The 13,287-nt window shown below is 46.7% G+C and carries 10 protein-coding genes; 5 read left to right on the plus strand and 5 right to left on the minus strand.

All coding sequences use genetic code 11. The features are described 5' to 3' along the window. Positions 1-232 precede the first annotated feature (232 nt). The 3 genes from QUA10_RS20225 to QUA10_RS20235 form a co-directional block, all read right to left on the minus strand. Positions 233-988 (minus strand): DUF2232 domain-containing protein, encoded by a 756-nt coding sequence (locus QUA10_RS20225; protein WP_333082697.1) that lies wholly within the window; start codon positions 986-988, stop codon positions 233-235. A 264-nt stretch (positions 989-1,252) separates the two neighbouring features. After that, positions 1,253-1,750 carry a universal stress protein gene (locus tag QUA10_RS20230; RefSeq protein WP_333082698.1) on the minus strand — a complete coding sequence of 166 codons (498 nt, stop codon included), beginning with the start codon at positions 1,748-1,750 and terminating at the stop codon, positions 1,253-1,255. A 90-nt stretch (positions 1,751-1,840) separates the two neighbouring features. Next, positions 1,841-2,554 carry a Crp/Fnr family transcriptional regulator gene (locus tag QUA10_RS20235; protein WP_190663937.1) on the minus strand — a complete coding sequence of 238 codons (714 nt, stop codon included), beginning with the start codon at positions 2,552-2,554 and terminating at the stop codon, positions 1,841-1,843. A 725-nt stretch (positions 2,555-3,279) separates the two neighbouring features. Here QUA10_RS20235 and QUA10_RS20240 point away from each other — a divergent pair. The 5 genes from QUA10_RS20240 to pgsA all read left to right on the plus strand — a co-directional run bounded on the left by QUA10_RS20240 (position 3,280) and on the right by pgsA (position 10,771). Then, the gene (locus tag QUA10_RS20240; RefSeq protein WP_333086351.1) at positions 3,280-3,417 is read left to right on the plus strand and encodes a hypothetical protein; all 138 of its coding nucleotides are present in this window, start codon (positions 3,280-3,282) and stop codon (positions 3,415-3,417) included. Positions 3,418-3,649: 232 nt separating this feature from the next. Further along, positions 3,650-8,011 (plus strand): hypothetical protein, encoded by a 4,362-nt coding sequence (locus QUA10_RS20245; RefSeq protein WP_333082700.1) that lies wholly within the window; start codon positions 3,650-3,652, stop codon positions 8,009-8,011. 274 nt (positions 8,012-8,285) lie between these two features. Continuing rightward, complete coding sequence (locus QUA10_RS20250; protein WP_333086352.1) at positions 8,286-8,996, plus strand: sugar transferase; 711 nt, start codon at positions 8,286-8,288, stop codon at positions 8,994-8,996. 83 nt (positions 8,997-9,079) lie between these two features. Next, on the plus strand, positions 9,080-9,925 hold the full coding sequence (locus QUA10_RS20255; RefSeq protein WP_333082702.1) for an ADP-ribosylglycohydrolase family protein: 846 nt from the start codon (positions 9,080-9,082) through the stop codon (positions 9,923-9,925). 327 nt (positions 9,926-10,252) lie between these two features. After that, the gene (gene pgsA / locus QUA10_RS20260) at positions 10,253-10,771 is read left to right on the plus strand and encodes a CDP-diacylglycerol--glycerol-3-phosphate 3-phosphatidyltransferase (RefSeq protein WP_333082703.1); all 519 of its coding nucleotides are present in this window, start codon (positions 10,253-10,255) and stop codon (positions 10,769-10,771) included. Between the two features lie 105 nt (positions 10,772-10,876). On the opposite strand, the gene QUA10_RS20265 is transcribed toward pgsA, so the two are convergent. Further along, positions 10,877-12,622 (minus strand): diflavin flavoprotein, encoded by a 1,746-nt coding sequence (locus QUA10_RS20265; RefSeq protein WP_333082705.1) that lies wholly within the window; start codon positions 12,620-12,622, stop codon positions 10,877-10,879. Continuing rightward, a complete protein-coding gene (locus QUA10_RS20270) occupies positions 12,615-13,244 on the minus strand; it encodes a hypothetical protein (RefSeq protein ID WP_333082706.1) in 630 nt (209 codons plus the stop codon). Before QUA10_RS20270 ends, QUA10_RS20265 begins: the two co-directional genes overlap by 8 nt. Positions 13,245-13,287 lie beyond the last annotated feature (43 nt).

The raw sequence follows: 13,287 nt of genomic DNA on the forward strand, positions 1-13,287 counted from the left end.
TTTTATTCTTTATATTTGGGTACTAATTCACCAAAGGTACACCTACTAACTGTAGCACTATTTTAGGAAATTGGTATTAGACCTCTGCAATAATTATTGTGGAACAGGCATCCTGCCTGTTCAAGACTTGCTTTTCACGAGAGGTCTATTAGTTATTAGTCCTTAGTTATTTAGTAGCAATTAGCAATTAGCAATGTCCGATGCCCGATGCCCGATGCCCGATGCCCAATAACTACTCTTCATAATCGATCAAAACTTGTACCCAGCTTGGTGGCCGCGGAATTGGATTTCCCAAACGATCTAATAGCAGCAAAGCTACTAAATGCACTACAAATAAATAGACAATATTGTTAACCAAAATCATCCCGGCGGCGATCGCCCCAATTGTGTTCAAACTCGGTACATTAAGCCAGCCCAGCTTCACAAACACCCATTCCACCATCTCTGTTACCTGGGCCGTTACGTAAACCCATAGATCTTGACCCACCAACGCCGACAGCAGCCAAAACCGAAAAAAGAAGCCGACAGTACCAATGACAGCGCCCACACTAATAGAGAGTGACCAACTCGCTTTACGCCTCCAAAGTCCTCCCAGCGCAACTCCCATTATTCCAAAAGGCATCACGTATAAAATGCTGCGCGTCGGGCCCATGAGTACCGACAACAGCAAACCCGATACCAAAGCTGCCATCCAAGCGGCTCGGTTGCCCCAGCGCAAGTAAACCAGGGCGATGGGTATCGGGAAAAAAACCCGCAGCAAAGGCCCCAGCGGAAAGTAATAATTTACCAGCCAAATTAAGCTAGCGGTACTTGCCAAAAAAGCCGTTTCTACCAGCCTTAAAGGCGCTTCCCCAGAGGCGCGCTTCCCCGGATCGGGATTGGTGCGATCGCCAGCCATTGCTGAAATATCGGCGGTTTGCGGCTCGTTATTTGTACTGGGTGAACTACTCGAATTAGACGCAGCATCTGCTGACAAAAAATCACTCATCCGATTTTAGATTTTAGATTTTAGATTTTAGATTTTACGGGACTTGCGCCCCATACGGCTGATTCCCGATTTTCCGATTTTAGATTTTAGATTTTAGATTTTAGATTTTAGATTTTACGGGACTTGCGCCCCATACGGCTGATTCCCGGTTTCACTGTTTGGATGCCTCGCCGCCAAATTTAATATTGCTCGCAGAAACCGGGTTTAGGTAGGAACGCAAGTCTTATTTTAGATGGGTTTTCTCAGCCTAAATTTTCAGCAGCATTATTTTTCAATTTTGGCTTCCTGGATTACCAAAACCGAACAAGATGCGTGGTGAACGACATAATTGCTGACGCTGCCGAGGAAAGCTTCTGTGAACCCCGTGCGGCCACGCCTCCCCAACACTATTAAATCTGCGCCCCAATTTTCGGCGGATTCACAGATACAATGCCCCGGATCGCCCTCCATTTTGCAGTCAAATTCCACTTGCAATCCTTTGTTTGCTGCGGCGTCGCAGTAATTTTTCAGCAAACCAGAAGCCTGTTTTACCTCCCTTTCCAGCCGCAAACGTTGAGCTTGATAAGCTTGATCCATTAACTCGACATTCATGCCCAAATCTACCGGAATTGGCACTGCCGTCTCGCCCAGCGAGTTAACAGTAACGCAGTTAAAGAGCATCACCTCGGCACGATCGTTCAGAGCTAATTCTAAAGCTTGAGTGAAGACGCGGTGGCCGAGTTCAGAATCATCTAAGGCGGCGAAAATTTTCTTAAAACTCACAGCTTTACCTCCTGCGGGAAATCATTAATATCAGTTAGTTAACAGAGAGTGCTTTTGAATTAGATTCAATAAAAGCAAACTCTGATACTTCTAGACTAACAGACGCTCTAAGGCGTGCAGGTCGGGAATGCACAAAACGTCACGTTCGCGCTGAATAGTTCCTTTTTTTTCCAGCTTGCTCAGCACTCGCGTTACTGTTTCGCGAGCCAGCCCGCTGAGACTGCTCAGTTCTCTGTGTGGCAGGTTCGGTATTTCAGTACCTCCTGTTTCCAGGATTTTTTTGCCTTGCCCCTCTGCCAAAAATAATAGAATATCTGCTACTCGCGACGTACTGTCAGACTCTCGCAAACGCAGGCGGCGGTTGACTTGTCGCAGGCGACGCGCCATCAGTTGAGCTAGGCGAATGCCTGCTAGCGGCTCGGTATGAATGAGCTGCACAAAATCCTGAGATGGCATATTGCCGATCAGTGTCGGGGCTAGGGTGATCACATCTGTCGATCGGGGTGCTTCTTCGATCGCGGCCATTTCCCCGAATAATTCTCCTTTCCCTAAAATATTCAGTGTTACTTCTTTTCCGTCTAGGTTGTAGGTGCGAATTTTCACCCAACCATCCAATATAAAATACACTGATGTTCCCCAGTCATTTTCGAGTAAAATCACTTGATTTGACGGATGACTGCGGGTAACGATGTGGACAGTTGCTCTCTCGATTACAGGATCGGGTAATCCTGCAAAAAAAGGAGTAGAAACTATCAATTGATTTATATTAGAATTCGGATCTCGGGTGTTAAAGCGGTCTTCCATGAGGCCATCATTTTAATTTATGCGCTTGAGCTGCGCTGGGCAGTTAGAAATAGCTTGCAGCCGAGTCATTCGATTTGAGATTCAAGATTTGAGAAACAATGATCTAAAATCAAGGATCTAAAATCGGCAATTTTACCTCTAAAGTTTTGCGGTCAAAGGCTCAATATGGGAATTAATAGCCTCAAGCTCTGATTGGGAGCTAGAAACTAAAGAATATACCATAATTTTTTAGATATATACCACTGAGCAAATTTTATTAACAAAATTTTAGCAATGTGGCAAACGACTGAGCCGATCGAATTACCTTTGAAAGCACTTCGCGAAGACAAGCTTAACACTGCTGAGAGATTTGTTGTCACTCTCGCCCTGCTGTCGAGAAGGTAGAATCCACGAGTACAAGCCTGCAAGCACGGTAGACAGATCCCAAATCCAAACTGCCTAGAACCAGGCTAATGTCAGCACGATCGGCAAAATCCCCAGCCATTGCGAGCCTAAAGACAGGCGCTCTTGGCGAGCGAAACCCACCCACCTCCCAGCAAACTTTTCTGCTACCCCAAGATTATTGTACCATTAGTATCTAGTCATGAAGACAGATAAAAGGCTATAATCAAAGGTTACTCAAATCCAGTATACGGGGACAATCCCGAATCTCGGTATCCCAAATCGCAAATTGTTTGAGGTTTTTTCCAAGTCGGTGAAAGATGAAGAGACAGTGGCGCCCCACCATGCTAACTAAACTCGCGGTGACAGTGTGCGGCCCGCCGTTTCAGCCGGTGAAGGCAAAAGTTCGTCGGGATCGCAGCTATTCCGAGCAGGAATCAGCCTCCGGGCAGGGAAACTCGCCCCTGAGTCGCAGAATTTGAAAGCACTTGGAATTGATAGAAGCGGGCATTTGGTGCGGAAGTACCGGCTAACCTATGATAGGCAATAGAAGTTATCCGCAGACAAAACGTTAATTAACAGTTGTCAGAAAATATTAGTGAATTATTGACTGACTCGCATTCAGATTATTCTATCTATTGGCATCGCTGCCGCCTGACTTCAGTCTTTTTTCGGTAAAGTTTCTCCCAAGCCGCATTCCCAGAGGTTCCGCCCTTGAATTCTCAGAAGTACAAAATTCAAGCACTGATTGCTGAGATTGACGAGGTACTCAGCAAGCCCGCACCCCGCTTGCCTTGGACGGGTTCTCTTGATACTGTCCACCAGCGCCAACTTTTAGAGCGAGTTCGCGCTTATCTGGTTTCCTCAGACTCAAAGCTAACGGCCCCAAAGGCCCCCGCCCGCCCAAATGTGCGCCCACAACCAGTTCCAGTACCCAAAGTGCCTCTGCCCGCTCCTGGCCCCTCAGCAGCAGAGCAAATCATGCTTGCCGTAACCGGAGAAATCAGCCACCTGCGTTCCAGCCTGACAGGGCCGCTCCAAGAAGATATAGAAGCTCTGCGGCAAGAGCAGCAAGCTCTAATTCAAGAAATCAAACAGCTAGAAGCAAAACGGCAGCAGCAACAATCCCTAGCTCAGCAACAAGCCAACCAACAACAAATCATTGCTGAATTCTTGCAGGTACTGACTGGTCGCTTGGAAGAAACCTTGACTAGCGATTTCTCCCAAATTCTCAGTTCCCTAGAAAATCAGTTATTGCAAAGCATCTCAGCACCATACTCTTTGGGCAGTGCGCCTGATGAACAATCGGCTATTGACGTAACACTTAACCGACAAACCTCAGAAGAAAACCCGCTGCTGACGCCGGCTCAGAGGTTGGAGCAAATGCAACTTTTCCAATCTCATGCTGACAGTCTGCTGATGAGTCTCGATTCTAGGATGGCTATCGTGTTCGAGGCTTTGCAAGCAAATCTGCAAAGCTATCAAGCTTCCTTGAGACAAGAACTCGAAAATATGTACGGTTTGAGCCAGCAGAGCGAGGCGATGTTCGCGGCTTTGGTCAACCACTTAGCTGCACAGTTGGGGCGAGAAGCTTCATCCTACGTTCAACAGCCGATCGATTTAGCAAATAATCTCGAAACCGTCACCCCAACAGCAGCCGATCAATCTCCTGTCGCTCCAGCCCCTTCAAATACTGCGATCGAGCACTCAGCCGCAGAGACTCTGACGGAAGACTCGGTGCAGGAAATTCGCACCGGCGAATTCGGAGAACAAGACAGATTTCCCTACGCTGGTACAGAAATTTCTCCGCAATTCAGACAGTTGAGGCGCGACCGCGACCGCATTCAAGCCCCAGGTTTGCTCCCGGAGTCGGAAGATAATTTGTTTGGTTCTACCCCCGAAATATCTCGAAATGCAGCTCGGTTTACTGGCGGTGAATCGGAGAATAGGTTAACAGAAACAGAAGAAGAGATTGAGGATTTGTATGCAAGTTTGTTTGCGGGAGAAGCGGTTCCTGAAGTAGAATTAGAAATCGAAAGTTTCCCGGTAGGAAATAATGTAATTGAGACCAAAAGTGAAGGTGTAGAATATCAAGAGGCGACGGATCAGGAAACTGCCGAATCGCTAAAAATGACCGAAGATTTGTTTATAAATCTGCTGGATGAAGGCGAATCTCTGGAAGAGACTTTAGTAGATGAAGGTTCAGACTTTGTAAGGGGGAATTCTGTAGAGTCTCTAACTTTAGATAGTGCAGATTTATTTGAACCGCAAGTGGCAACACTACCTCAAGTTTCAGAAGCACCACCCTCAACCGCTGAGGTGCAACTTGAGGGGGACGATCGAGAAAATCTAGAAACGGCTCAAAACCTCAGCGAGCAGTTCAGCGCTACTGAGACTCAATCAGCAGCTTCGCCGTTGAGAACGCCTGTAGAAATTAGCCCGAACCAACCCAGTGCCACGCCCGCTGTACCAAGTGCCGGTGACGTTCAAACTGGTGAATTCGACTCATCCTCGCAGCGGCTCGATGATGGGTACATCCAAGCTTCGCCGGACGAGGATTTGCTGCCGGTCGAGGCATTAGAAGATGACCTCGATCGAGCTCTAAATTTGGACAACAATACTCTGGAACTTTTGGAGGCAGACCTCTACAATCTGGAGGGATTGGAAAATACTAGCTTCGGGCGATCGAATTTCTCAGTCGCTAACAGCTTGGATTTATCGGCGAGTTCCCCCGAAGGCATTCCAAACAATCCCTTTGCGGAGGCGGCAGAGGAAGAACTCGGCACGCTGGAGGATTTGTTCTCCGATGTGTTGGAACTTTCATCTGAGGATGAACCTTTTGTTTTGGAAAACGAACTTGAGGATGATTTGTTTGCTGAGGAAGATGACTCGAATTTGACGCTAGACGAGATTTTGGCTAGTTTAACCGAGACCGATCGACCTTCGACTGATTCTCCCCCTCCAGAAACTGCCGAAACTAACGAACTGCGATCGAGTCCTCCAGAAAGTCAAAAAAAAAACCTAATTTCGACAGAGAGTAAAGCAGCAGTTGTTGAGGGCAAAACCGATTTTAGCGAGTTAGCCGGGACACAGCAGCAAGACTCGGCTGGGCATTCTGCAGCAGGTGCGATCGCCCCATCCCCAGAACGCCGGAATTCTAGCTGGTATTTGGGCATTGATTTCGGTTCCAGTGGCTTGTCTGCGGCTTTGGTCGATCGCACCAGCGGCCAGTTGCACCCAATTTACTGGGAAGCATCGCAGGCTGAGGCTTCCCCAGCAGACGCCAGCTTTCGGATTCCCTCGGCTGCGGTGCTGGCGGAAACAGCCCCAGGAAGCCCAGGGTCAGAGGTGACAGTCAAGTCGGTGGGATTCCGACCCCAGGCTTTGGCGGCAGGAGAATTTTTACTGGAAAATTTTAAATGGCCTTTAAAGGTGGGCATCCCTTATCAGCGGGAGGCTGCTGGGATGTACGAACCGCTGTTGCAGTGGTCGCCCTTGCAGGCTTTTTCGATCGCCTTGCCACTGCAAGCTGTGCGGGCGCTGCTGGCTACTTTGAATCCGAGGACGCAGGGGCAAAAATTTGCTGAATCCGAGGAAATTTTGGATTCTGCAATGCCGAGGGCGAATTTTGCCGGATTGCCAGTTTCCAATTTAATTTGTAGGGCTTCGGGACTGACGCCCGAAACTCTCGATGCGGCGCTTTTAGACTTGCAAGGTGTAATTTTGGGGACTCCGGCCGGTTGGTCGGATGTTTATATGTTTAATCTGCGGGAGGCGGTTTTGGGCGCGTCTCTGGTGGCTTCTGGTTCGCAAATTTTTGTGGTGGAAGATGCGATCGCCACTTTGCTTGCTGCTGTAACTCCTGTGAAAAATGGCATGGAAGCCGAGTCGTCAGCCGTGGATTCTGCTAAGGGCACTGAAGAAGCTGCACCGCTGACTGTGAATGCTTCCTCTTTTAGCGGGGGAACTTTGATTTTGAATGCGGGGGCGGCGACGGTGGAATTAGCTTTAGTTGAGTTGCCGTCCAATCTTCAAGATTTAACTCGTGCTGATTTTACTTGCCAGAGTTTTGGTTTTGCTGGCGATGCTTTCGATCAGGATATTATCTGTCAGTTGTTGGCTAAAAATGAAACTTGGGGAATGTCGATCGATTTGCCACGTCCTGGCCATCCAGATTTGCCGAACCGCTATCAATTGCAGCAGCAGTTACAAGGTTCTGTTTTTGGCCTGCAATTGTTAGAGGCGGCAAGGCAAATAAAAGTTATTTTGCAACATCAAAAAAGTTTTAGTTTGGATATTGGCCAGCAGCATTGGGATGTGAAGCGCAAAGATTTGGAAAGTCTCGTTTTAGTGCCTTTTGTGCAGCAGTTGAACCGTGAATTGAATGCTTTGCTGAGCCGCGCGGGAATGTCGCCGGCGGGGATTAATCAGGCGATTTGTGCGGGGGGTATGGGTGCTTGGCCTGCGATCGCCCGCTGGTTGCGGCAGAAGTTGCCGAATGCGATCGTGGTTCAAGACCAGGAATTGCAGGGCGATCGAGATATTTTTGAGATTCACAATTCTGCATTAAATTCTGTATCTCAAAGTACCAATTTTTCCCAAAAATTTGGTCGAGTTGCCTGCGGGTTGGCGAGTTTGGCTCTCTATCCTCACATTTTGGATTTGTCGCAGCAGCAGTACAGCGACTTTTTTTTGCTGTGGGAATTAATGCAGGTTTTGGGTGAGGAAACTCTGAGCTTTCAGGAAATTTTGCAGTTGTTGGAACGCCAAGGCGTAAATACCCGCACCTGCGAACCCCGAGTTTTGCGGATTTTGGAAGGAAATTTGCCGGCGGGACTTGTGCCTGCGGACGAAGATTTCATGCTGTTGGTCGAGGAGTCGAGGCAAAATCCTGATTGGGAAGAAATTTTGGCTGAGCCGCTTTTCTTTGAAGATGTCTCACGGGGTTATCGTTTGAATCTCGAACACGCCTCTGTTGTTCGTGAATATTTAGGCAAACTCGCCTCTAGCAGCCAGCAAAAATTGTTAGAGCCGCTAACACTTGCTTGGGATGTTCGCACTGATATTTATCGCTAAACGGCAAAAAACCCGGTTTCTCAGTAGAATCCTCCCTGTCTTCCGGGAAGAGCCCTAGCTGAAACCAGGTTTTTTTGGGTACTGGACTAACTTTTTTATGTAAAATTACGTAATTTTACATAAAGTTTATACGTTTTTATAAAAGGTACATAGAAACTTTATAAAAGTGTGATGGCTTTTTAAAGATTGTGCAAAGCTCAGCTCTTCAGGTTCTGAAGATTTGGGATGGCTAATAAGATGGACGTAAGAGATCGTTAAAGTTGAGAGAAATCATATGAAATTTCCGATGGGTGTCTCGTCTAAATCATCATTATCCGAAATGCTGTCCTTATTTTTTCAAGAATCTACTTACAAAGTCTGTGTATCAAAACAACAGCATCACCGATCCGTAACGAGCAAGGTAAAGCGGGCGATCGATATTTTGGGTGCGCTGCTGGGACTGGCAATTGCTGCTGTGGTGGCGGTGCCGGTGGCTGTGGCGATGCTATTAGACAATCCGGGCCCGCTGCTGTACAGTCAAGTCCGCTGCAGCTTCAAAGGGCGACATTTCAGAATATGGAAGTTTCGATCCATGGTTGTCGGTGCAGAAAATCTCAAACATTTAGTTAGCAACCAAGCCAAGGGTCACATTTTTAAGAATGAAAATGACCCGCGAATTACCCGCGTCGGCCGCTTCTTGCGGAGCACGAGTTTGGACGAGTTGCCTCAATTCTGGAATGTGTTAGTTGGCGACATGAGTTTAGTGGGAACTCGACCGCCAACTCCCGATGAAGTTGCTGCCTATGACGAGTTCCACTGGCAGCGTTTAAATGTCAAACCCGGTCTGACTGGGGAGTGGCAAGTCAACGGACGGTCTAGAGTTAAAGACTTTGACGAGATTGTCCGCATGGATCTCGACTATCAGGGCAAGTGGTCTGTTGTCTACGACATCACTCTGATTTGCAAAACAATTTTGGTTGTCTTGAGTAAAAACGGTGCGTGTTAATAGACTTGCTATTTTGGGGGGTTTTTGGATTTTAAATTTTAGGAAAAAATAGGGGATGAAATAGTAGGAAACGGATTAAATATATGTTAATAGAATTAGCGATTGGTGACGCTTACGGTGCGGGTTTTGAATTTGTTGACCAGCAGACGATCGAATTGTACAACAATCTCAACGGTTACATCAAGCATCCCCGCCACGACATCCAGCCTGGATGTTACACAGACGATACGCAGATGAGTTTAGCCGTCGCAGAAGCTATCGTCAGCCGAGAACCTTGGACACCGGAACTTTTAGCCAGCAAATTTGTTGCAGCTTTTCAGCGCGATCGGCGATTTGGTTATGCTGGTAAATTTTACAATTTTTTGCTACAAGTTCAAGACGGAAAAGAATTCTTAGAAAAAATTCACTCCGCTAGCGATAAAAGCGGATCGGCGATGCGAGCCGGGCCGATTGGCATTTTTCCTACTATTGAAAAAGTCATCGAAAATGCTACCCTTCAAGCTGCCATTACTCACAACACTCCTGATGGCATTAATGCAGCTATAGCAGCAGCTTTGATGTCCCATTACTTTATTTATCAGCTAGGTTTAAAGAAAAATTTGGGAAATTTTCTAGAAAGGCACGTCGCTGGTGAGTGGTCGATACCTTGGCAAGGAGAAGTCAGCGTTAAAGGTTTGGTCTGTGTTAGAGCAGCTATTACTGCCGTCATGCGAAATGATAGTATGAGCAAACTGCTCCAAGATTGCATTGCCTTTTCGGGAGATGTCGATACAGTAGCAACTATTGCTTTAGCTGCTGGTTCCTGTAGCAGTGAAATTGCCCAAGACCTGCCAGAAAATCTGGTACAAGGATTAGAAAATCAATCTTACGGTCGAGATTATATCATAGAACTGGATCGAAAGTTAATGAATTGTGCGATCGACTTCTGACTTCTTCCTGAGATAGGTTATATCATTTCCGGTTACACTCATACATGATGTTGACGGTTGACGCCGTGAACGCCGTGAACAGTCAACAGTCAACAGTGAACTCGAATTTACTATTCCGATGCTAACGGATTTGATATTACATCCGTTAAATCCCTTACACTACTTCGTTGCCAAACTTCTTTCTATTAGGACTAAGGCCAACTGTCACAAATAGGGTTAAATTTTAGGTATGTAGTTGTGCTTGGGCCCTCTTTCCTAAGCTAAGAGCGCTAAAGCGCAACTACATACCTTTGTTTAATGTGCCAGTTGGCCTTAGTCCTATCTCTTATGAATTTGCCTAATTTGATTACTTTTTCTCGCTTACTGGGAGTACCTTTTCTGCTCTACGGTTTGTACGACCCAAGCGCGCAAAGCCGCTGGATTTGCACCGTAATTTTTGTGGTAGCTGCGGCTACTGATTGGCTGGACGGCTATTTGGCTAGAAAACTAAATCAAATTACCGATTTGGGTAAGTTTCTCGATCCTTTGGTGGATAAATTGTTGGTTCTCGCCCCGCTTTTAGTGTTGATTGAGTTGGGGAAAGTGCCGGCGTGGGCAGTGTTTTTAATTTTGGGTCGGGAGTTGACAATTGCCGGGTGGCGTGTTAATAAAACTACGATTTCGGGAGCTAATATTTGGGGGAAGTTGAAGACGGTGAGTCAGATTGTGGCGATCGCACTTTTAATTGCTCCTCTGTCTGAAGCGTGGAATTTTCCCGCATTAATTGCTTTTTGGGTTTCTGTGGCTTTAACTTTGATTTCTGGCGCTATTTATCTGTGGCCGGAACAGGAAATAAAAGAAAAGTAAGGGAGTTTTATATATTATGAAACACGCGCTTTCCCAGAGTCCGGCAGGGGTTTAAACCCCCGGCGGACTTGTGGAAAAGCGAGGATTTATCAAGATTACTTCCCCTTAATAATGACTCCCAGATTTCCGGTAGTGCACCGCTGTCACCCCATCATTTTGCAGCAAATGACCGTTTTCAATCGCTGCATAAACTACCCAGTGATCGCCGCATTCCATCCGACTTATTACCTCGCATTCCAAATAAGCTAAAGCATCAGTCAAAACCGGACAGCCGTTGCTAGCTTCCATTGTTTCGACTCCGGCAAATCTGTCTTCTCCGGGAGCAAAGTTTTTCATGAAATACTTCCGCAACTGTCGCCCTTCGGCTAAGATATTCAGCACAAATTTATCTCCGGCGTACATCAAAGCTTCGATTGATCGATCTTTCGCCACCGCAATCGTCACACCCGGCGGATTAAAAGTTGCTTGCGACACCCAGGAAGCCAGCATCGCACTGCTAACCTCCCCCCGCTTCGCCGAGAGTACACACAGCGAACCAACCAATCTCCCTACTGCTTGTTCAGTGCGATCGCTCCCCGCTGCTAACTGCGGTTTCGGTGCCCGCAATTTTTGCGATCGAATCAAAGCTTGAGCAAAATCCGTTCCCGCTTCTTTGCACTCGTGAATTGTGGCCGCCGTCGGCTTAAATTTAGCGCGAATCGGCTCAAATCCAATTCGATAGCCAGCATCTTTCAGCTTGTTTTCCACTAAGTCGATCGCCTCTCCACTCCAGCCAAAAGAACCGAAAACCCCCGCTAATTTGCTCTTAGTTGCGGTAGATAAAACAATCCCCAAAGCAGTTTGAATTTGCGTCGGAGCGTGTCCTGCTAGCGTGGGAGTTCCGATGATAAATCCCGCGCATTTTTCGATCGCCTCTTGAATTTCTCCCGGTTCGGCAAATTCACAGTTAATACTTTCCACCGCAACGCCGGCTTTCGTAATTCCTTTGGCGATCGCCTGCGCTAAAGTAGCCGTATTTCCGTAAGCAGAAGCATAAATCAAAGCAACTGTCAAGTCTTTTGAATTTTGTTGCTGGCTCCATTCCCGATACAAATTGCTCAGTTCATTAAGGCCGTAACGGACGATCGGGCCGTGACCGGGAGCATAAAATGCTGTGGGTAAATCGGCGAATTTATCCATTGCTGCCAGCACTTGTTTTGCTTGGGATGCGTGCAGAGAATCGTAATAATAGCGCCGATCTTCGCTGTAAACGCTCCAGCCTTCATCGAATACTTGGTCGCCGCAAACGTGAGCTCCAAATAGTTTGTCCGTGAACACGATTCGAGTGTGCGGATCGTAGGTGCAAAGTTGGTCAGGCCAGCGGGGAGTCGGAGTCGCGATGAATTTTAAGGCGTGACCTTTTCCTAAATTGAGAGTTTCTTCTCCCCGAACGATCATAATGTTTAATTCTTGGTCGGGGAAAGAGGCTCGCAAACTAATTGCCGCTGGATTCGTGCAAACCAAGGCTACTTCAGGAGCTAATTCTAACAGAGCTTTAATCGTAGTTGCTCTGTTAGCATTGAAATGCCCCAAAATTATGTAATCCAGCTTTTTCAAGTCCACCCGTTGCTGCAAAAATTCCAGGTAATTTTCAGTAAAAGATTCCCCCGGCGGGTCGAACAAAGCAGTTTTGTCAGCTTGAATAATATAGCTATTTGCTGTCGTACCCTTTTGCAGCGAATACTCGACTTCAAATTTGAGTCGATCCCAAGTGCGCGATCGCACAATAAAAGTATCGAGTGCGATCGGGATAAACTGCACGTCGCGGGGTTTGGCATCGGATGCGAGTCTAGGAGTCAAAGTGTTAGTCATTAATTGCACCTATGAGAAACTGAACTACAGAACTTCTTTTGATTTCGTGCCAAAACTTGGTATCTACAATGTCAAACCTTGCACCTCGACCCTGTAAATTGGTATCCAGGTCAATCAGAAATTCCCTGGTTGTCAAATCATCCCCAATTTGGATAAAGCTCACTCCAATTTCTTCATCTTTATCTATTGTATTGGCCGCACTTACAAGAATTTCGGCAACAGCAGCAGTATTTTCTGGTTTTTGATCTAGGACTGCAACAATTATTGCTCCGTTCTTCCCTTTGGCATTTGGTTTGCTTGCGAAATAATCACTAAAAGTTGCTTTCAGAGCTTCTTCCAAATTAATTGCAGTCGGGTTTTCTGAATCCGGTTCCGTATTTTGTCGCTGCAAAATTTGAGCTAACCGGGCAACATTTGAATTTTTATACTTCCACATAGGAGTAGAAGCTTCGTAAAGGGTGATGCCGTCGCTGTCAAATTCCTGACATTTTTTTGCTAAGTCGATCAGAGATGCCTGTGCTTCTACCCAATCCTCGTACCAAGGATGGTGAGGGTCTCTGCTGGCATCGCTTCTGGCAATAATAATTGTGTAATCTCGGTCTTCTAAAAGATTGGCAGGCATTGGCAATTCCCCTATTAAAATGGAGTCTAAATGACAACGGTTT

The sequence above is a fragment of the Microcoleus sp. Pol8_D6 genome, assembly GCF_036700965.1.
Classification (GTDB): domain Bacteria; phylum Cyanobacteriota; class Cyanobacteriia; order Cyanobacteriales; family Microcoleaceae; genus Microcoleus.